Annotated in this window: 19 protein-coding genes; 12 read left to right on the top strand and 7 right to left on the bottom strand. The window is 56.0% G+C overall.

Annotated features, from left to right (window positions below; translation table 11 throughout):
- The first annotated feature begins 24 nt into the window (after positions 1–24).
- The 7 genes from ABLU73_RS24195 to ABLU73_RS24165 all read left to right on the top strand — a co-directional run bounded on the left by ABLU73_RS24195 (position 25) and on the right by ABLU73_RS24165 (position 7,541).
- Complete coding sequence (locus tag ABLU73_RS24195) at positions 25–2,628, top strand: sigma 54-interacting transcriptional regulator (RefSeq protein WP_146410900.1); 2,604 nt, start codon at positions 25–27, stop codon at positions 2,626–2,628.
- A gap of 173 nt (positions 2,629–2,801) precedes the next feature.
- A complete protein-coding gene (locus ABLU73_RS24190) occupies positions 2,802–3,284 on the top strand; it encodes a PTS fructose transporter subunit IIA (protein WP_264924722.1) in 483 nt (160 codons plus the stop codon).
- Positions 3,281–4,459: a glycoside hydrolase family 88 protein gene (locus tag ABLU73_RS24185; protein ID WP_146410899.1), complete on the top strand. Its 1,179-nt coding sequence runs from the start codon at positions 3,281–3,283 to the stop codon at positions 4,457–4,459. Before ABLU73_RS24190 ends, ABLU73_RS24185 begins: the two co-directional genes overlap by 4 nt.
- A 13-nt stretch (positions 4,460–4,472) precedes the next feature.
- Positions 4,473–4,970 carry a PTS sugar transporter subunit IIB gene (locus tag ABLU73_RS24180; RefSeq protein WP_014837005.1) on the top strand — a complete coding sequence of 166 codons (498 nt, stop codon included), beginning with the start codon at positions 4,473–4,475 and terminating at the stop codon, positions 4,968–4,970.
- Positions 4,971–4,981: 11 nt separating this feature from the next.
- A complete protein-coding gene (locus ABLU73_RS24175) occupies positions 4,982–5,785 on the top strand; it encodes a PTS sugar transporter subunit IIC (RefSeq protein ID WP_101855885.1) in 804 nt (267 codons plus the stop codon).
- Positions 5,778–6,620 (top strand): PTS system mannose/fructose/sorbose family transporter subunit IID, encoded by an 843-nt coding sequence (locus tag ABLU73_RS24170; RefSeq protein ID WP_014837003.1) that lies wholly within the window; start codon positions 5,778–5,780, stop codon positions 6,618–6,620. The genes ABLU73_RS24175 and ABLU73_RS24170 overlap by 8 nt, the downstream gene beginning before the upstream one ends.
- A 222-nt stretch (positions 6,621–6,842) precedes the next feature.
- Entirely contained in the window at positions 6,843–7,541 is a 699-nt protein-coding gene (locus tag ABLU73_RS24165) for an oligogalacturonate-specific porin KdgM family protein (RefSeq protein ID WP_072422463.1), read from the top strand.
- Between the two features lie 46 nt (positions 7,542–7,587).
- On the opposite strand, the gene ABLU73_RS24160 is transcribed toward ABLU73_RS24165, so the two are convergent.
- The 3 genes from ABLU73_RS24160 to fdhD form a co-directional block, all read right to left on the bottom strand.
- Positions 7,588–9,099, bottom strand: a complete 1,512-nt coding sequence (locus ABLU73_RS24160) for a glycoside hydrolase 43 family protein (protein ID WP_060657113.1) — start codon at positions 9,097–9,099, stop codon at positions 7,588–7,590.
- Positions 9,100–9,243: 144 nt separating this feature from the next.
- The gene (locus ABLU73_RS24155) at positions 9,244–9,456 is read right to left on the bottom strand and encodes a YdgH/BhsA/McbA-like domain containing protein (RefSeq protein ID WP_004203637.1); all 213 of its coding nucleotides are present in this window, start codon (positions 9,454–9,456) and stop codon (positions 9,244–9,246) included.
- 128 nt (positions 9,457–9,584) lie between these two features.
- Positions 9,585–10,421 (bottom strand): formate dehydrogenase accessory sulfurtransferase FdhD, encoded by an 837-nt coding sequence (fdhD, locus tag ABLU73_RS24150; RefSeq protein ID WP_348850470.1) that lies wholly within the window; start codon positions 10,419–10,421, stop codon positions 9,585–9,587.
- 156 nt (positions 10,422–10,577) lie between these two features.
- Between fdhD and fdnG the strand changes: the two genes are divergently transcribed.
- The 5 genes from fdnG to ABLU73_RS24125 all read left to right on the top strand — a co-directional run bounded on the left by fdnG (position 10,578) and on the right by ABLU73_RS24125 (position 17,343).
- On the top strand, positions 10,578–13,628 hold the full coding sequence (gene fdnG / locus ABLU73_RS24145; protein WP_264924724.1) for a formate dehydrogenase-N subunit alpha: 3,051 nt from the start codon (positions 10,578–10,580) through the stop codon (positions 13,626–13,628).
- Positions 13,629–13,640: 12 nt separating this feature from the next.
- Positions 13,641–14,543, top strand: a complete 903-nt coding sequence (gene fdxH / locus ABLU73_RS24140; protein WP_002882822.1) for a formate dehydrogenase subunit beta — start codon at positions 13,641–13,643, stop codon at positions 14,541–14,543.
- The gene (gene fdoI / locus ABLU73_RS24135) at positions 14,540–15,175 is read left to right on the top strand and encodes a formate dehydrogenase cytochrome b556 subunit (protein WP_004203632.1); all 636 of its coding nucleotides are present in this window, start codon (positions 14,540–14,542) and stop codon (positions 15,173–15,175) included. The genes fdxH and fdoI overlap by 4 nt, the downstream gene beginning before the upstream one ends.
- Complete coding sequence (gene fdhE, locus ABLU73_RS24130) at positions 15,172–16,101, top strand: formate dehydrogenase accessory protein FdhE (RefSeq protein WP_004203631.1); 930 nt, start codon at positions 15,172–15,174, stop codon at positions 16,099–16,101. Before fdoI ends, fdhE begins: the two co-directional genes overlap by 4 nt.
- A gap of 324 nt (positions 16,102–16,425) precedes the next feature.
- Positions 16,426–17,343, top strand: coding sequence for an alpha/beta hydrolase (locus ABLU73_RS24125; protein ID WP_135730636.1), 918 nt, complete (start codon positions 16,426–16,428; stop codon positions 17,341–17,343).
- An 11-nt stretch (positions 17,344–17,354) separates the two neighbouring features.
- On the opposite strand, the gene fabY is transcribed toward ABLU73_RS24125, so the two are convergent.
- Genes fabY through yihX form a run of 4 tightly spaced genes read right to left on the bottom strand, consistent with a single transcriptional unit; the run spans position 17,355 to position 20,228 of the window.
- Positions 17,355–18,296 (bottom strand): fatty acid biosynthesis protein FabY, encoded by a 942-nt coding sequence (fabY, locus tag ABLU73_RS24120; RefSeq protein WP_025999202.1) that lies wholly within the window; start codon positions 18,294–18,296, stop codon positions 17,355–17,357.
- A 44-nt stretch (positions 18,297–18,340) separates the two neighbouring features.
- On the bottom strand, positions 18,341–18,778 hold the full coding sequence (gene dtd / locus ABLU73_RS24115; protein ID WP_004203627.1) for a D-aminoacyl-tRNA deacylase: 438 nt from the start codon (positions 18,776–18,778) through the stop codon (positions 18,341–18,343).
- Positions 18,775–19,635 (bottom strand): virulence factor BrkB family protein, encoded by an 861-nt coding sequence (locus tag ABLU73_RS24110; RefSeq protein WP_004203625.1) that lies wholly within the window; start codon positions 19,633–19,635, stop codon positions 18,775–18,777. Before ABLU73_RS24110 ends, dtd begins: the two co-directional genes overlap by 4 nt.
- Positions 19,629–20,228, bottom strand: a complete 600-nt coding sequence (gene yihX, locus ABLU73_RS24105) for a glucose-1-phosphatase (protein WP_004203624.1) — start codon at positions 20,226–20,228, stop codon at positions 19,629–19,631. The genes ABLU73_RS24110 and yihX overlap by 7 nt, the downstream gene beginning before the upstream one ends.
- Positions 20,229–20,236: the final 8 nt, after the last annotated feature.

Genomic DNA, 20,236 nt, shown 5'->3' with positions numbered 1-20,236 from the left:
CTACTCTATCCGGGGCATTGAAGAATGGCGCTGTCGGCAAAAGAAAAATTATTCCAGAAAATAGTCACCCACTACGCACGGAAACCCGCAGGATTCACGGCTCAGGACTGTGCGGACTTTATGCAGGTTAACCGCAGCGTTATCAGCCATTACCTCAACAGGCTATGCGATGACGGTTATCTGCGTAAAGAAAACACCCGTCCGGTGCGCTTCTATGTGCAACAAAACGGCGGGGATAAGACTCAGCCATCTCGCGTAGTGTCGAAAAAGCACGACGCCTTCCAGCCGCTGATTGGCGCGCACGGGAGCCTGGCCGACGCCGTCGCGCTGTGCCGCTCGGCGGTGGACTATCCCGATGACGGTTTGCCTGTCCTGCTCTCCGGGGAGAGCGGCGTCGGCAAAAGCCATCTGGCGACGCTGATTTATCAGTACGCCCTCGAGCGCGGAGTTATCGCAGCGGACAAACCATTCGTTGAGCTTAACTGCGCCGATTACGCCAACAATCCGGAGCTGCTTTCGGCAACCCTTTTCGGCTATACCCGCGGCGCTTTCACCGGCGCTGACCGCGAGAAACGCGGCGCCTTTGATGATGCCGATGGCGGATTTCTGTTTCTCGATGAAGTGCATCGTCTCTCGGCAGAGAACCAGGAAAAGCTGTTTCTGTTTATGGATAAAGGGTATTTCTACCGTCTTGGCGATAACCGTACGCGCCATCCGGCGTCGCTGCGCTTTATCTTCGCCACCACGGAAAATATCGATACCGTCCTGCTTAACACCTTCCGCCGCCGCATCCCGGTGCGCGTCACGCTGCCCAACTATATTTCGCGCCCGCTGACCGAGCGCGTCGCTCAGGTCAGCCACTTTTTGCAGCAGGAAGCGCGCAGCCTGCGTCGGGATATCCATCTTGATAATCAGCTGATGCATCAGCTGGTCACCTCCCCGGTGCGCGGCAATATTGGCGAGTTAAAAAATCAGATCAAAGTGATGTGCGCCAGCGCCTGGAGCGAGAATCGTGAGGCTGACGTCATCACGCTACGCGGCCCGGCGTCCGGCGGCGAAATAATCCGTATTGCCGCCAGCGCGCATGAAGATGCGCTGAATGTCAGCCATCTGCTGCCCAAAGCGATGCGCGATGAGGTGATTTTTCGCGACTTTTGCCACAGCGGTAACGTGCTGTTGCTGAATCGCAAAGTTGAACAGCTGCTGACTACCGTCAGCGGCGCGGTCGCCGCCGAGTCGCTCTACAGCGGCTATATCTGGCAGAACACCGTTCACGCGCTGGAGGAGCTGGAGAGCCTGACCGGCGTCTCCTGTCACCCGGAAATCCGCAAGGCGGTCTGGCTCTGCCTGAGCTATGCGCTGCATGCTCCGGAGGAGGCGCTCGACCCAGACGAACTGCACACCATTTCCGATTATGTTTCCGCTAAGGCACGGCTGCTGGCCGAAGAGTGCCTCGCTTTGCTGAGCAAACATGTCACCCAGCAGCCGCTCCCCCTGCTTCAGCCGCTGTTAAGCTGCGTTTTTCACACCCTCGCCGGTGAAGACGATCCGATTCAGGGCATTATCGTGTCCCACGGTCGCGCCACGGCGTCGAGCATCGCCGGGATCGCCAACCAGTTGACCGGCGGCTACTATTTTAAAGCCTTCGACATGGCGAACGCGACGTCCACCAGAGAGATCATCGACCTGCTGATTGCCCACGTTTCCCGCCTTAAACAAGGCGCGGGGCTGATTATTCTGGTGGATATGGGGTCGCTAAAAGAGATCTACGAAGAGATTAAGCTCCACCTGCACGGCGAACTGTTGGTTATCAACAACGTCAGTACGGCCATGGCGCTCGATATTGCGGCCAAAATTCAGGATAAACTGTCGATGGAGGCGATTATTGAGAGCGCCAAAGGGGCGTACGAGGTGGAAACGCGCTACTACGCGGGCGTGTTACCGGGCAATAAAATTATTATCTCCTGTATCTCCGGCGAAGGGATCTCCCGCAAGCTAAAAGATATTGTCCAGCGCTTCCTGGCCCAGGATGAGATCGACATTATTACGATGGAGTATGACGATCTGAAATGGAAAATCGCCCACGCCGACCCGGCGCTAAACGGTACGCGGCTAATCATCACCACGACCGATCTGGAAGCCGGCTATATTCCTCTGCTTAGCGTGGAACAGTTGATTAAAGAAAAGACGCTGGTGTTAAAACGCGACTACTTCAACGGGCTGCTGATGGAAGGCGGCCTGGAGCCCATGATTGATGAAGTGGTCAAGCTGTTTACCGTCGAAGGCGTCGCCAGCCGCCTCAACTTCCTCAATCCGGTGGTGATTATTGATGAAGTCGAAGCGGTCATTAAACAGTATGAAGCCTTCTACAAAATCCATTTTGAAAGCTATCTGCGCATCAATCTGTTTATGCATATCGCCCTGATGATCGAGCGGGTAATGGTTAACAACGGCGTACGCCACCGCGAAGAGGCGGAGCTGACGCTGGCGCAGCAGGCGTTTGTCGCCGTCCACGACACCTTTTTCCAGGCCCTGAACCGTAAATACAATATCATCCTGCCGCTTACCGAAGTGCTGATGATTTATGAAATCATGGAGCCGTGGATCGCCTTTGACCCCGACCATTAACCCCCGTTGCCAGCGTCGGCTGGCAAACCTGTCGACACTGTATAAATTGCCCATTCAACACTGCAAAAAGCGTCCAAAAAACCGCTTTTATCCTTTAAAAACATACAAATAAAAACATGGCACGATTATTGCTATTTCTTTTTCAGATACCTGAAAAGATGAAGGAATATGCAATGCGAGAGATGTACATCGCAACCCATGGCCGCTACGCAGAAGGGATAGTATCGGCATTAAATCTGCTGATTGGCGACGGCCATGGCGTCACGCCCGTCTGTGCCTACTGCGGTGAAATTGAGTCAACGGCTGAACTGGCCATCCGCTTTGACGCTATCGCCCGGCAGGCGGCCGGTCGCGGCAATGAGCTGGTGCTGTTTACCGATATGCCCGGCGGGAGCGTCAACAATACCGCCGTACAGATGATGGTCAAATATCCCCACGCGCACGTCATCAGCGGCGCCAGCCTGATTATGCTGATGGAGTTTTGCATGTCGGAACACGCCGAAACCGCACAGCGGCTTCAGGATGCCGTCGCCGCCGCCAGCGGGGCGATGCAGTACATGAATCAGCTGCCGGAAATCATCGCGGCGCGCCAGGCTGCGCAGCACAAAACGCAGGACAATATTGATGATTTTTTTGCCGAAGAGGGAAATCCGTGACTATCGCACTCGAAGCGCTTGATGCGCGCTATCTCTCGCCGCAGCCGAGGTTAAATCATGCCTGGCTTAACGCGGCAATCGGCGAAGTGCTGACGCAGCTCGACGCCATGCTGCCGCGCTTTACGGCAACCTTTCCCGCCGCCAGTGCGACACGGGGCCGCTATGAAAGCGTGGAGAAAGTCGACTGGACCGAGGGATTCTGGACCGGCATGCTGTGGCTCGCCTGGGAGGTCACCGGCGATGATAAATATCGGGCGGTGGCGGAAAGCCTGCTCGATAGCTTTGAAGAACGTCTCGATAAGCAGATTAAAGTGGATACCCACGACCTGGGCTTTCTCTATCTCCTCTCCTGCGTTAACGCCTGGAAGCTCACCGGCAACCTGCGCGCCCGCGAACTCGCCCTGCGCGCGGCCGAGCTGCTCTATCGCCGCTTTAACGCCACGGCGGGCGTCATTCAGGCCTGGGGAGATTTAAACGACCCGGCGCGTCAGGGGCGGATGATCATTGACTGCAATCTCAATGTTCCGCTGCTATTTTGGGCCGCCAACGAAACCGGAAATCAGCGGTGGCGCGAGGCCGCCAGCCGTCATCTGGCGCAGGCGGCACGCTATCTGGTGCGCGAAGACGCCTCTACTTTCCATACATTTTATATGGATGTTCATAGCGGCCAGCCGCTGCGCGGCGATACGCACCAGGGATTCAGCGACAGCTCCTGCTGGGCGCGCGGCCAGGCGTGGGGAATTTATGGTTTCGCGCTGGGATACGCCCACACCGGCGATGCCTGGCAGCCCGAGCTCTCCCGCCGCCTGGCGCACTATTTTCTTAACCGCTTACCAGAAGATTTTGTCTGCTACTGGGATCTGATTTTTACCGCCGAAGATAATCAGTACCGGGATACCTCTGCGGCGGCGATCGCGGCCTGCGGTCTGGCGGAACTGCTGAAGCTATTACCGCTCACCGACCCGCTGCGTCCGGCCTACGGCAACGCTATCGAACTGATGATGCGCAATTTACGCGAGCGCTACTTTGCCCACGCGCAGGACGGCCTGCTGCGCGAAGGCGTTTATAACTTTGGCCGCAATATGGGCATTAACGAACCTAACCTCTGGGGCGATTACTTCTATTTCGAAGCCCTGGTTCGCCTTTCCCGCGTCTGGACACCCTACTTTTGCTAACTGGAGCTACACCATGATTTCTTTAGTACGTATTGATGATCGTTTAATCCACGGACAGGTTGCCGTGGTCTGGACCAAGCATCTGGGCGTGAACCGCATCCTGGTCGCCAATGACCAGATCGTGAATAACGAAGTGCAGAAAATGTCGCTGCGCATGGCGGCACCCGATACCGCAAAGTGCGCCATTATGGCGGTGAAGGACGCGGGCGATGTGCTTAACGACCCGCGTTCGGAAGCCATGAAAATTATGGTGATCGTTAACAATGCCGCCGACGCCCGTCGGCTCGTCGAACAGGCGCCGGGGATAAAAACGCTGAACGTCGCTAACTTCGGGCGCATCACCGACAACCTGGCGGCGAAAAAGCGCATTAGCGATACCGTCTACGTGACGCCGGAAGATGTGGCGGATTTCCACGCTATCGCCGACCGCGGCGTTGCCGTTGAATATCAGGTCCTGCCATCTCATCCGGTGAAAAACCTGATTGAGATGCTGGATAACGCCGCCAGCTAAGCGAGGTCGCTATGTTAACTTCCGCAATTCTTGTTGCTGTCATTATGTTTCTGGTGAAAACCGCCGACCATACGCTGGGTCAACCGCTGATTGAACGTCCGCTCATCTGCGGCGCGCTGGTGGGGCTGGTGCTGGGAGACCTGCAACAGGGCATTATTATCGGCGCCACGCTGGAGCTGATTTTCCTTGGCACCATCACCATCGGCGGCTCGGTTCCTGCCGACCTTGCGGTGGGGTCAGTACTGGCAACCGCTTTTACGATTCTGACCCACGCTGAGCCGCCGGTGGCCGTTGCGCTGGCGCTGCCTATCAGCCTGCTGGCGGTCTTTGTTTATCAGGTGCTAAAGCTGGTCTATACCGCCCTGGTTGAAAAATACGATGCGCTACTGGAACAGGGGCGTGACCGTGCGGCGCTGGGTCTGACGCTCGGTATGACCTTCTTTTACGGCGTCCCCTTCGCCCTGATCGCCTTTTTTGGCGTGCTCTTCGGCACCGAGGTCATCCGCAGCCTGGTCGAGAGCATTCCGGGTACGGTCATGCGCGGCATGACGGCGGTTGGCGGCATACTTCCGGCGCTCGGGTTCGCCATTCTGCTGAAGGCGCTGTGGAACCGTAACATCGCCGCCTTCTTCTTTATCGGTTTCGCGATGGCGGCCTATCTGCAATTGCCGATTATGGGGATTGCGATTATTGCAGCCTCGGTAGCGGTCTATCTGTGCTTTAACGAATTCAATCAGCTTAAAGCGAATAAACAAACGGCAACGGCGGCCGCGTCCGCCTCAGTTGACGATAAGGATGGGTTCTTCAATGACTGATATCCAGACACAAAGCGTTAGCGCTTACGCCGATGATAAAAGCGAGAAAAAGCTTTTTCGTCAGCTTTTTATCCGCCAGTTTCCGCTGCTGGGGTCGATGAACTTCACCCGTATGGAGGGATTAAGCTACGGCTGGGCGCTGGCGCCAATGCTGAAGAAAATCTACGCCAACGACCCGCACCGTTATCTTGAGTCGCTTAAGCGAAACAGCCAGTTCTTCAATACCAACCAGCATCTGGCGCCCTTTATTATGGGCCTGACGCTGTCGATGGAAAAAGAGAACGCCGCCAACCCGAACTTTGATACCTCCAGTATTAACGGCATCAAAGTGGCCTTAATGGGGCCATTTGCCGGGGTCGGTGACTCCTTCTTCTACGGCGTGTTGCGTATTATCGCCACCGGAATTGCCATTGGCCTGGCATCACAAGGGAATCCGCTGGGACCGCTGCTGTTCCTGCTGATTTACAATATTCCCAGCTATCTGCTGCGCTATTACGGCGGCGTCATGGGCTACCGTTTAGGCTCGAAGTATATCGCCGAAGCGACGCAGTCCGGGCTGCTGAGCTGTATCACCAAAGCCTCATCAATTATGGGTTTAATGATGGTGGGGGCAATGAGCGCCAGTATGGTGAAATTTACCACTACCTTTAAAACCACCATCGCCGGGCAGCCCTTTGTACTGCAGGAGATCCTCGACAAAATTTGCGTCGGGTTAATTCCTCTGCTTTTAGTTCTGGGCTGCCTGAAGCTGCTCAATAAAAAGGTCAGCCCCAATAAGGTGTTAATTATGCTGATTGTCTTCGGCTTTGCCGCTGCGGGTATTGGCATAATTTAATCCATTCTCTGGCTCCCTTTAATAAAAGGGAGCCGTCCTCTTACTTGTGATGAGTATCGACGCAAATAAAAAATCAGTCAGTGTCGAATTAACGCCCAACACATCAAAACAACGTTATGTATTTTAAGGGTTTTATATTCTGGCACAGCAATTGCTATTTAATAGGTGTCTTTTATTTCTCTCCAGAAATTATGGCACTTAATAAATCCTACAGGAATTAAAATGAAAACATTACGCACGCTATTGATCGGCATCCCGCTGTCCTGTTTTACGCTAAATACGCTTGCTGCGGCAACCTGGGTTGATAATCGCTACGCGCATACTACGGCTTCTGAGAAAAATCAGTATAAAATAGGCCTGGGTCATATATTTGATAATGGCGCCGGTGTTCTGGCCTCCGCCATGTACGACCTCGGACAAGATTTTAATCAAATGAAAAGCTCCTTTCAGGAGTTTGAAGGCTGGTATCCGATCCCGCTTAATGATAAATGGACGCTGACGCCGGGCGGATTAACCGATATTGATAGTAAAGGAACGAAGCTGGCGCCTTATATCAGTCTCGATTATAAAATCAGTAAATCTTTAAGTTTAAGCAGCCGCTACCGCTATAACCATATGACCCATAAAGATCGCGATTACAACGGCTATATGGATTACAACGACAGCCATCAGTTCGACCTGTACCTTAATTACCAGGCGACTGAGAAACTGTGGCTTCAGTTCAACCCGGAATTCTTCGTCAACACAAACGACTTCAATGCCTCTAACGGGCAGAAAACCCACTGGGAGCCAAGCATTGTGGCGCGTTACCGTGTCGATAAACACTGGCTTCCCTATGCGGAAGTGGCCTGGCTCGATCAGGATCAGAATCACGACGATCAGGTGCGATTCCGCCTCGGCATTCGCTATTACTTCGATTAAACCCCGCAAGGGCAGCGAAGCTGCCCTTATCATATCGCCGTCAGGCTTACTGCAAACGCACGATAAACGGTGAGAAAACGGCGCTGCTGCCGGCGTTTTCATGCGCGCCACGCGCGTAAATGCCCATACGTGCGCCGATCCATTTTCCCGCACCGGCGGAAAACGACGGTGTCACCTGCTGCCATTCCCGCTGCGTAAGCCGATAACAAAAGCGGACTATCCCGTCGTAGTCCACCTGGAACCCCAGCGCAATCTCGTTGCAACCGGCGATCGCCTCAAGTTCGATGGATTCTTGATGCGTTTCACCGCAATCGTCTATCCATCCGTGGCACAGCGATAGCTGAAGAGTCGGCGCGCAGTACCTTACGCGCAGTGCGGCAAAGCGTTGGCCGTAAATCGCGACTCCCGCTTCATCGCCATCCTGAGAAAACATCGGATGAACCGCTGTCTGCACGTGAAAACGTTCCGCGGGAAATTTTTGTAGCAGCAATTGAGGTAAATGATACAGGCTGATATCGGAAGCGGTCGGCGCGCAGCGCAAGCGTAGCCCTTGCGCATGCGGCATTAGCCAGCGGCGCTGGGGGTTTGCCTGCCATTGCCATTGAAGGCCGGGCTGGCCACTCGGGAAATCGTCACTGGTCTGCAAACAACATGGAGCAAGGGGCAGCGCGGGTAAGCGATGCAGACTTACGGGCTGCCCCTTACCGTGATCGTCAAGCCGTTGCCCAATTTGCGGCCAGCCGTCAGCCCGCCAGCTCAACGGCTGGAGATGCACTATGCGGCCGTACACGCCTTTATCCTGAAAGTGGAAAAACCAGTTTTCACCGTTCTCCAGTTCAACCCACGCCCCCTGATGAGGGCCATTTATCGGTGAATCTCCCTGATGCAAGACATCGCGACTTTGCCATGGACCAGATAGCGTCGGAGCGCGCATGACCGTTTGCCAGCCTCGCTTGACGCCTCCGGCCGGAGCGAATATCCAGTATTCGCCATTGCGCTTATATAATTTTGGGCCTTCCAGAGTGGGATGGGAGGGCGTTCCGTCAACAACGATCCGTCCATTATCCAACAGCCGGGATGCATCCGCCGCCATTTCAAAAATCTGGAGCTTGTTTTTCACCCCGCTGCGGCTAAAAGCAAAAGCGTGAATCAGCCAGGCTCGTCCGTCATCGTCCCAGAACGGACAAGGATCTATCCAGCCGGGGGAAGCGTTCAGGCAATAGGGTTCGCTCCACTCGCCTAACGGATCCCGGGCGTGGGAAACAAAAATACCCTCGTCGGGCAAACTGTAGAAAACCCAGAACAGACCCCCATGGAAACGAATGGAAGGCGCCCAAATCCCCTTTCCCGGCTGCACGCTGTCGTATTCAGGCGAAGGCAGGCGTTTAATAATATGGTTAACGATTTGCCAGTGGATGAGATCGCGAGAATGAAGAAGCGGTAAGCCGGGCAGTTGATGGAAACTGGAAGCCACCATCCAGAAATCATCGCCTGTGCGAATGACATCGGGATCGGCGTAATCGGCATGAATCACGGGGTTTTGATAGAACAGCGGCATAGTGGGGGACCTTTTATTGTCGACTGTTCATTGTGTTGCAATAAGCGGACCACCGAATAAAAAGACTTAATTAACAATGAAATAAAAATAACTTCAGACACAAAAAAAGCGCCCTGAGGCGCTCTTTCGACAGTAGCGTTACGCTTATTTGTTCAGTTCCGCAGTCATATGCACGCGGTTGCCGGTAAAGGCTTCGGTAATTTTGTATGACGACGCGCCTGCTGCCTGGGCCTGTGCGGCGATTTTCGCTTCCGCGCCGTCCATCGTTGCAGCGGTAGCGGTGACGGTTTCAGCGGCGAAGGAAGCAAAAGAGGCGGCCATAGCGATTACTGCGACAAAAGTTTTGATGCTTTTCATGATATAAACCCTTGCATTTAGTTGTTTAGATAAGGCGTTGTGCCTTGATGTGTTAAATAGTAGCCCGCACATCACCAAACAAAAAGCGGAAGGATTTGCTGTCATTATTCAAATTTACTGATTAACTTTTAACCCGAGATCAAACGCTGCGGGTGGGTGTAGATCGTCGCCCTGCCCGGCTTGCAAAAGCCCACCAGCGTCAGGTTGCAGCGCTCGGCGACCTCCACCGCTAAGGTGGTGGCTGCTGATACCGCGAACAGGATCTCGACCCCGCACATCGCGGCTTTCTGCACCATTTCATAGCTGGCGCGGCTGGAGACCAGCGCGGCGCCCTGCTGCCAGCCCTCACCGATTTCCGCCCGCCGGCCCAGCAGTTTATCCAGCGCCACATGCCGGCCGACGTCTTCAAAACCTCCCGCCAGTTCGCCCGTCGACCGGACCCAGGCGGCCGCGTGGGTACAGCCGGTGAGTCGGCCGACCGGTTGAAAGTCGTTAAGATGCGCCAGGGCCTGGTCGAGATTGGCGATATCGAACGTCTGAGTGAACGGCAGCGGTTGAACCGGCTTACCAATATCATTGAGCTGCTCGACGCCGCAGACCCCGCAGCCGGTGCGCCCGGCCAGCGCGCGACGCCGGGCTTTGAGCCCCATAAAACGCCGGCTGGAGAGTTCAATCTGCACCTCAAGGCCGTTGCATACCGACACCACGTCCATGCCGAAAATCTCCCGCCGATGCTCAATAATCCCTTCGGATAAGGAGAAGCCGACGGCGAACTGCTCCAGGTCTTTCGGCGTGGCCATCATCACCACGTGGGAGATACCGTTGTAGACCAGCGCGACCGGTACCTCTTCCGCTAACTCATCTGGCTGAGGATGTTGCAGATCCTCGCGCTTCCAGAGGGAGACCTGGCGATATCCTGTGACATTCGTCACATTTTCGATTTGTTCGAGAGGCTTCTTGTTCACTTTGCTTTAACCGTATTGGAACAGGCATACACACAATGTGGTATTCTGTTTTTATCCCTTCAGGAATGAGGGAAATATGCCCTAATTCTGAACCTTTGCGGCTCTCACCGCAAAGCAAATAACTACATGTGACAATGTCGAAACAAGGAGCGAACCATGCAGGTCAGCAGAAGGCAGTTCTTTAAGATCTGCGCTGGCGGTATGGCGGGAACCACGGCAGCAGCGCTGGGCTTTGCCCCGGCGACTGCGCTCGCGGAGACACGGCAGTACAAATTGCTGCGCTCGCGCGAAACCCGTAACACCTGCACATACTGTTCTGTCGGCTGTGGGCTGTTGATGTATAGCCTCGGCGACGGCGCGAAAAACGCCAAAGCATCCATTTTCCATATCGAAGGCGATCCGGATCATCCGGTCAACCGTGGTGCGCTCTGTCCGAAAGGGGCTGGTCTGGTGGACTTTATCCATTCTGAAAGCCGCCTGAAATTCCCGGAATATCGCGCGCCAGGCTCCGATAAATGGCAGCAAATCAGCTGGGACGAAGCGTTCGATCGCATCGCCAAGCTGATGAAAGAGGACCGCGACGCCAACTTTATCGCGCAAAACGACGCTGGCACCACCGTCAACCGCTGGTTGACCACCGGGATGCTGTGCGCCTCCGCCTCCAGTAACGAAACCGGCTATTTAACGCAAAAATTCACCCGCGCCCTCGGGATGCTGGCGGTGGATAACCAGGCGCGTGTCTGACACGGACCAACGGTAGCAAGTCTTGCTCCAACATTTGGTCGCGGTGCGATGACCAACCACTGGGTGGATATTAAGAACGCCAACCTGATCGTGGTGATGGGCGGTAACGCCGCTGAAGCGCATCCGGTGGGATTCCGCTGGGCGATGGAAGCCAAAATCCATAACGGTGCCAAACTCATCGTTATCGATCCGCGCTTCACGCGTACAGCGTCGGTGGCTGATTTCTATACCCCGATTCGTTCCGGTACCGACATTACCTTCCTGTCGGGCGTGATCCTGTATCTGCTGAATAACGAAAAATTCAACCGCGAATACACCGAAGCCTACACCAACGCCAGCCTGATCGTGCGTGAGGACTACAGCTTCGACGACGGGCTGTTCAGCGGCTATAACGCAGAAAAACGCCAGTACGACAAAACCAGCTGGAACTATGAGCTGGACGAAAACGGCTTCGCCAAACGCGATACTACGCTGCAGCATCCGCGCTGCGTCTGGAACCTGCTGAAGCAGCACGTTTCCCGTTATACCCCGGATGTGGTCGAAAACATCTGTGGTACGCCGAAGGCCGACTTCCTCAAAGTCTGTGAATACATTGCTGAAACCAGCGCGCCGGATAAGACCGCGTCGTTCCTGTACGCTCTCGGCTGGACCCAGCACTCCATCGGCGCGCAGAACATCCGCACCATGGCGATGATCCAGCTGCTGCTGGGCAACATGGGGATGGCGGGCGGCGGCGTCAACGCCCTGCGCGGCCACTCCAATATCCAGGGTCTGACCGACCTCGGCCTGCTCTCCACCAGCCTGCCAGGCTACATGTCGCTGCCGAACGAAAAACAGGCCGACCTGCAGACCTACCTGACGGCTAACACGCCGAAGCCGCTGCTGAAAGACCAGGTCAACTACTGGGGCAACTATCCGAAGTTCTTCGTCTCCATGATGAAAGCCTTTTTCGGCGATAAAGCGACAGCAGAAAACAGCTGGGGCTTTGACTGGCTGCCGAAGTGGGATAAGAGCTACGACGTTCTGCAGTACTTCGAGATGATGAATCAGGGCAAAGTGAATGGCTATATTTGCCAGGGCTTTAACCCGGTCGCCTCGTTCCCGAACAAAAACAAGGTCGTCGCTTCCCTGTCGAAGCTGAAGTTCCTCGTGACCATCGACCCGCTCAATACCGAAACGTCCACCTTCTGGCAAAACCACGGTGAGTCGAACGATGTTGACCCGTCGAAAATCCAGACCGAAGTGTTCCGTCTGCCGTCTACCTGCTTCGCCGAAGAGAATGGGTCTATCGTCAACTCCGGCCGCTGGTTGCAGTGGCACTGGAAAGGCGCGGACGCCCCGGGGATCGCTGTCACCGATGGTGAAATCCTCGCCGGTATCTTTACGCGCCTGCGTAAGATGTATGCCGAAGAGGGTGGCCCGGCGCCAGAGCCAGTGCTCAACATGACGTGGAACTACTCCACGCCACACGAGCCGGCGTCAGAAGAAGTGGCGATGGAGAGCAACGGTAAAGCGCTGGCGGATATTACCGACCCGGCGACCGGCGCGGTGATCGTCAAGAAAGGCCAGCAGCTGAGCTCCTTCGCACAGCTACGCGACGACGGCACGACTTCCAGCGGCTGCTGGATCTTCGCCGGAAGCTGGACGCCGGAAGGTAACCAGATGGCGCGCCGGGATAACGCCGATCCGTCAGGCCTCGGCAATACGCTGGGCTGGGCATGGGCATGGCCACTCAACCGCCGCATCCTGTATAACCGCGCCTCCGCGGACCCGCAGGGTAAACCGTGGGATCCGAAGCGTCAGTTGCTGAAGTGGGACGGCGCGAAATGGGGCGGCGTGGATATTCCGGACTACAGCGCCGCTGCGCCTGGCAGCGACGTCGGTCCGTTTATCATGCAGCCGGAAGGGATGGGCCGTCTGTTCGCTATCGATAAGATGGCGGAAGGACCGTTCCCGGAACACTACGAGCCGTTTGAAACGCCGCTCGGGACTAACCCGCTGCACCCGAACGTGGTCTCTAACCCGGCCGCTCGCGTCTTCAAAGGCGATCTCGAGCAGATGGGCAAAGCGGAGAAATTCCCGTACGTCGGCACCACTTATCGCCTGACTGAGCACTTCCACTACTGGACCAAGCACGCGCTGCTTAACGCCATCGCGCAGCCGGAGCAGTTTGTGGAGATCGGTGAAAAACTGGCGAATAAACTCGGCATCAGCCATGGCGATACCGTCAAGGTCTCCTCCAACCGCGGCTACATTAAGGCCAAGGCGGTGGTGACCAAACGTATTCGCACGCTAAAAGTTGACGGTAAGGATATCGATACCATCGGCATTCCTATTCACTGGGGCTATGAGGGCGTGGCGAAAAAAGGCTTTATTGCCAATACCCTGACGCCGTTCGTCGGTGATGCGAATACGCAGACGCCGGAGTTCAAAGCTTTCCTCGTGAACGTGGAAAAGGTGTAACGGAGACGACTTATGGCTTATCAATCGCAAGATATTATTCGTCGTTCCGCGACTAACGGTTTCACCCCCGCGCCTCAGGCGCGGGACCACCAGCAGGAGGTGGCGAAGCTTATCGACGTCACCACCTGTATCGGCTGCAAAGCCTGTCAGGTGGCCTGCTCCGAATGGAACGATATTCGTGATGAAGTCGGTCACAACGTTGGGGTGTATGACAACCCGGCGGACCTGACCGCCAAGTCATGGACGGTGATGCGCTTCTCGGAAGTGGAGCAAAACGACAAGCTTGAATGGCTCATCCGCAAGGATGGTTGCATGCATTGCGCCGATCCGGGCTGCCTGAAGGCCTGCCCGTCAGAAGGCGCGATCATTCAGTACGCCAACGGCATCGTCGATTTCCAGTCCGAGCAGTGCATCGGCTGCGGTTACTGTATCGCCGGCTGTCCGTTCGATGTACCGCGTCTGAACCCGGAAGACAACCGCGTCTACAAATGTACCCTGTGCGTAGACCGCGTCACCGTCGGCCAGGAACCGGCCTGCGTGAAAACCTGCCCGACCGGCGCCATCCACTTTGGCTCCAAAGAGGATATGAAAACGCTGGCCGGCGAGCGCGTAGCTGAACTGAAAACCCGCGGTTACGACAATGCGGGCCTGTACGATCCGGCCGGCGTCGGCGGTACCCACGTCATGTACGTGCTGCACCATGCCGATAAGCCGAATCTGTACCACGGCCTGCCGGAAAACCCGGAGATCAGCCAGACCGTCAAGTTCTGGAAAGGCATCTGGAAACCGCTGGCGGCCGTCGGCTTCGCCGCGACCTTCGCAGCCAGTATCTTCCACTACGTCGGCGTCGGTCCGAACCGCGCGGAAGAGGAAGAGGACAACCTGCATGAAGAGAAAGACGAGGTGCGCAAATGAAAAGACGTGACACCATCGTGCGCTACACGGCGCCGGAACGCATCAACCACTGGGTCACCGCCTTCTGCTTCATCCTGGCGGCGGTAAGCGGGTTAGGCTTTTTCTTCCCGTCCTTTAACTGGCTGATGCATATCCTCGGCACGCCGCAGCTGGCGCGAATTCTCCACCCGTTCGTCGGGGTGGTGATGTTCGCGTCGTTCATCATCATGTTTTTCCGTTACTGGCACCACAACCTAATCAATCGGGATGATATCTTTTGGGCGAAGAATATTCGTAAGATCGTCGTCAACGAGGAGGTGGGCGATACCGGACGCTATAACTTCGGCCAGAAATGCGTATTCTGGGCGGCGATTATCTTCCTGGTACTGCTGCTGGTGAGCGGTGTGATCATCTGGCGTCCGTATTTTGCGCCGGCTTTCTCAATCCCGGTGATCCGATTTGCGCTGATGCTGCATTCATTTGCCGCAGTGGCGTTAATTGTGGTTATCATGGTGCATATCTACGCCGCCCTCTGGGTGAAAGGCACCATTACCGCGATGGTGGAAGGCTGGGTCACCAGTACGTGGGCGAAGAAACATCACCCGCGCTGGTACCGAGAGGTCCGCCAGAAACAGGAAAAGTCATCTGAATGAGTATTCGCATAATCCCGCAAGACGAGCTGGGTTCGAGCGAGAAACGCACGGCGGAAGCAATTCCGCCGCTACTGTTCCCCAGGCTGAAAAATCTGTATAACCGCCGCGCTGAACGTCTGCGCGAGCTGGCCGCCAATAACCCGCTGGGCGATTACCTGCGCTTTGCCGCGCTGATCGCCCATGCCCAGGAAGTGGTGCTGTACGACCATCCGCTGCAGATGGATCTCACCGCCCGTATTAAAGCGGCCAGCGAACAGGGCAAGCCGCCGCTGGATATCCACGTCCTGCCGCGCGACAAACACTGGCACAAGCTGCTGCACTCGCTGATTGCCGAGCTGAAGCCGGAGATGAGCGGCCCAGCACTGGCGGTCATTGAGAATCTGGAAAAAGCCTCTGAGCAGGAGCTGGAGCAGATGGCCAGCGCGCTGTTTGCTTCCGACTTCGCCTCGGTCAGCAGCGATAAAGCGCCGTTCATCTGGGCCGCACTGTCGCTCTACTGGGCGCAGATGGCCAGCCTGATTCCGGGGAAAGCGCGCGCTGAATACGGCGAACAGCGCCAGTTCTGCCCGGTGTGCGGCTCGATGCCGGTCTCCAGCATCGTGCAGATCGGCACCACCCAGGGGCTGCGCTATCTGCACTGCAATCTGTGCGAAACCGAGTGGCACGTGGTACGCGTCAAATGTAGCAACTGCGAACAGAGCCGCGATCTGCACTACTGGTCGCTGGACAACGAGCAGGCTGCGGTGAAAGCCGAAAGCTGTGGCGACTGCGGAACTTACCTGAAGATTATGTATCAGGAGAAGGATCCGAAAGTCGAAGCCGTCGCCGACGATTTGGCATCCCTGGTGCTTGACGCCCGCATGGAGCAGGAAGGCTTCGCCAGAAGCTCAATTAACCCGTTCATGTTCCCCGGCGAAGGGGAATAAGTTCTGCGCTCCTATAACGGGCGACTCAGGTCGCTCGTTATCATTCATACGGTGTGAACACGCCGGAAATGCTCTCCTTAGCCCGTTTCTGCTTCTCCAGATATTGTTCAACTTTTAGGGTGCTGTTCAGAAGGACAAGGTATTACGGCGCACCGGATAACGAGCAAATTACACCTGATAAAAACGAAGAAAAAGCAGATCTTTGCTGAGAAATACGCTTCTGCGAGCCGCTTTCCACAATGCGATCGCGGCTTTATTCGGTATATCTTTTTCGCAATAACCAGGCTATAACACTGGATATTAACCCAGTAAAAGGGACTTGCCATGACGTTGGAAAAAGGGATTGCTTCGCTGGTTGAGGAGTTTATTGCTGCGGGGCGGCCATCATCGCGAGAACAGAGTATTGATGACCGGAGAAACGGCTATCTCGCCAGCGCCGTTCTCGCAGGGGAAACAGAAATGCGGGTGCAGGTTGAAGACATCGCGCTCGATGGCATGACCTTGCGCGTCGTCTCGCCGCCAAAAAGCAACGGCTTACTACCCACCATTGTGTATTATCACGGCGGCTGTTTTGTCAGCGGCGGCTTTGCCACCCACGACAATCAGCTCCGCCAGCTAGCCTGGTTCAGCGGTTGCCGGGTGATCGCCGTGCAGTACCGCCTGGCGCCGGAGCATACCTTTCCGGCGGCGCACGATGACGCAGAACAAGGTGTCATGATCATCCACCGGCACGCGGAGCAGCTTGGCGTTGACGCCTCACGCATCACACTGGCTGGCGACAGCGCCGGCGGGCACCTCGCTCTGGTAACGGCCCTGCGCCTGAAAGCGAATGCGGCGTGGCAACCCGCGCAACTGATTCTGATTTATCCCATGCTCGACCCCACCGCCAGCATGGCGAGCTACGTCAGCAACGGCGCTGACTATGTGATTACCCGGGACACGTTGTTGAGCGGCTATGAAATGTACCTCGCCTCGACGCCAGCGAACCATCCGGATGCCAGTCCACTCTGGCGCGACGATTTTCACGGTCTGCCGCCGGTGCATATTCTGACGGCGGAGTTCGATCCTTTACGCGACGAGGGCGAAGCGCTGCATCGAAGGCTGATGGCGCAAGGGGTGGAGAGTTCCTGTCAGCGCTATCTGGGGGTGATCCACGGCTTCTTTCAGCTGGGTGGGATCAGCCGCGCCGCGCGAGATGCCATGCGGGATATCGCCTGGCGCTTAGCATCGCCAGGACGATAACCGCCCGCGGCTTACTCTTCCTCGTTGCCGCCCTCTTCGTAAGAGCCAAAGGGCTTCGCCGGCAGCACGATGTAGATCCCCTCGAAAACGGCGCCCTGTTTATCGTCGCCAAAAAGCTCCACCTGCATTTGCACGCGGGCTTTACGCCCACGCGCCAGACGGTCGAGATCGCCGCTCAGCGAACCGAGGTCGGCGATGGCGCTGGGGCGGCCGCTAATGGGCTGACTGTAGCGGATATGCGCATCCGCCAGAATGATGGTGCCCCCCAGGTGCCGCTCGCGCAGCATCAGCCAGATAAGCCCCCATCCGGTTAAGGTAGCGAGCGAGAACAAACTGCCGGCAAACAGCGTGTGGTGCGGATTCTGATTTCCCGCTTCCGGCATGGTGGTAATAAATTTCTGCCCGGTGTACTGCTGGATGCGCACGCCCATTTTTTCACTCAGCGGGATATGCTGATACCACGCCTGCTGTAGTTGCGCGCACCAGTCGCCACGGTGGAGAATGTCGTCCAGCGATGCGACCGGCTTAATCATCAGGAAATGACGGATCGGCGTGGTGGTCGGGGTGGTGATCTCCCCCTGATTGATAAAGCCGAGCTTGGCGAAAAACTCCACCGCATCTTCGCGAGCGCTACAGGTGACCCGCTTAACCCCTTCCTGACGCGCGACGGACTCCAGGGTCATCGCCATCAGCGTACCCAGCCCTTTATCCTGCACCGAGGGATGAACGGCCATAAAGCGAATGGAGGCTTCATTCTCTGCATTGATATATAGCCGGCCGACAGCCACCAGGTTGCCCTCTTCATCCACCACCATCTGATGATGCGCCATCGCATCCCAGGCGTCACGTTCCGAACCCTTAGGCTGATGCAGCGGCTTACGCAGCATCTCCCAGCGGAACTGATAGTAGCTCTCTAACTCTTCTGCTGTTTGCGGTACACGAAGGTGATACATAGTCGTACTCTCTTTTGTTACCCGCAGCCTGCCCGGAAGCTGGGTCATACTTGCAACCAAAAGGTCACGGGACCATCATTGACCAAAGAAACCTGCATATCCGCAGCGAATCTTCCGGTCTGGGTGTTCATTTCCTGCTGGCGACAGCGGGCGACGAAATACTCATACAGCGCCTCAGCGCGGTCAGGAGCGGCGCCTTTCGAGAAGCTTGGCCGCATTCCCCGCTCGGTATCCGCCGCCAGCGTAAATTGCGAAACCACCAGCACGCTGCCGCCCGCCTGCTGAACGTTCAGGTTCATTTTCCCCTCCGCATCGCTGAAGATGCGGTAGCCCAGCACGCGCTCGCAGAGGCGATTCGCTTTTTGTTCATCATCGTCTTTTTCGACTCCCAGCAGCACCAGAAGCCCCGGGCCAATTTCGCCCGTCACTTCGTCCGCCACGGTAACGCTTGCACGGGATACGCGTTGAATTAATGCAATCATGGTTGTTCTGTTTCTTCTGTTTTAAGTTTGCGGTATTCACCGAGAGTGACAGTAATTTCAGCGCCAAGCAAGACGATACACCAGGTCCAGTACACCCAGACGAACAAAATCGGCACCACCGAAATCACGCCATAAATGAGCTGATAGGACGGAAAGGTGGTGATATAGAGGGCAAACGCTTTTTTACCTGCCTCAAACAGCAGCGCCGCCACCAGCGCCCCGATCACCGCGTCGCGGTTACGTACCTGGGTGGTGGGTACAATACTGTAGAGCAGCCAGAATGCCGCCCAGGAGAGGATCAGCGGGAAAAGGCGGAGCAGATTATCAATTACGCCGTCCAGGTCGCTTGCCCAGCGCAGCGACAGCAGATAGGAACTGATCGCCAGGCTGGCACCCGCCAGCAGCGGACCAAGGGTCAGGATCATCCAGTAAACGGCAAAGGAGTAAACTTTGGGGCGACTGCGCGTGCTGCGCCAGATGGTGTTTAGCGCGCTGTCGATCGAGTACATCAGCAGCAGCGAGGTGACGATCAGGCCAAAGGCGCCTACGGCGGTCATGCGGCTGGAATTGGCGACGAACTGCTCGATATATCCCTGGATCACATCCCCGGTCGCCGGAATGAAATTGGCGAAGATAAAATGGCGGATCTGCACGCTGACTTCGGAGAACATGGGGAAGGCCGCAAACAGCGCGAACACGACGGCAATCAGCGGCACCAGGGACAGTAATGACACATAGGCGAGGTTCCCCGCCAGGGTCGTCATATGGTCTTCATCAATACGCCGCCACAGCAGCTTTAGCCACGCCAGCAGCGGCCGGGTATGGTGGAGTAATTTTTGATGAACGGTTCTTAGCATAGCTGTTTCGCGAAATAGTCAGGGATGGTCTTCTTCCCGGTCACCAGAATGCTGGTGATCCCCAACCGGTTAGCCCCTGCTATATTATCGACGTTATCATCAAAAAAGACCGTATCTGCGGCGGAAAAGCCCTCTTCGTCCAGTACTCGCTGATAAATTTGCGCTTCAGGCTTACGCATTCCCATCTCCTGTGACAGATAGATGCGATCGGCGGCAGCGCGCACTTCCGGGTATTCATCCGGCCAGAACGTGGTGTGAAGACGATTGGTATTGGAGAGCACCACCACGCGATGGCCCTGGGCACGCAGTTTTTGCATGATCGCAATCACTTCCGGACGCAGCGCGACAAACACCGCCTGCCAGCCGTGAGCAAACTGCTCATAGCTGAGGGACATATTCATTTCATGACACATGGCGGCGGCAAAGTCTTCATCGCTGAGCTCGCCGCGCTCATGCTGATGGAAAGCCTCTCCCATGGTGAAATGCTGCTTCAGCGTCGCCAGCGGGATGCGGGTTAAATCGCTCCAGGCCCCCAATACCCGGTTGAAGTCAATGTCGACAATCACATTACCTAAATCAAAGATATAGAGCATTTTCGTCT

The sequence above is a fragment of the Klebsiella sp. GG_Kp175 genome, assembly GCF_040062325.1.
GTDB classification, from domain to species: domain Bacteria; phylum Pseudomonadota; class Gammaproteobacteria; order Enterobacterales; family Enterobacteriaceae; genus Klebsiella; species Klebsiella quasipneumoniae.
This window is presented reverse-complemented; position numbering and strand designations above follow the sequence as displayed.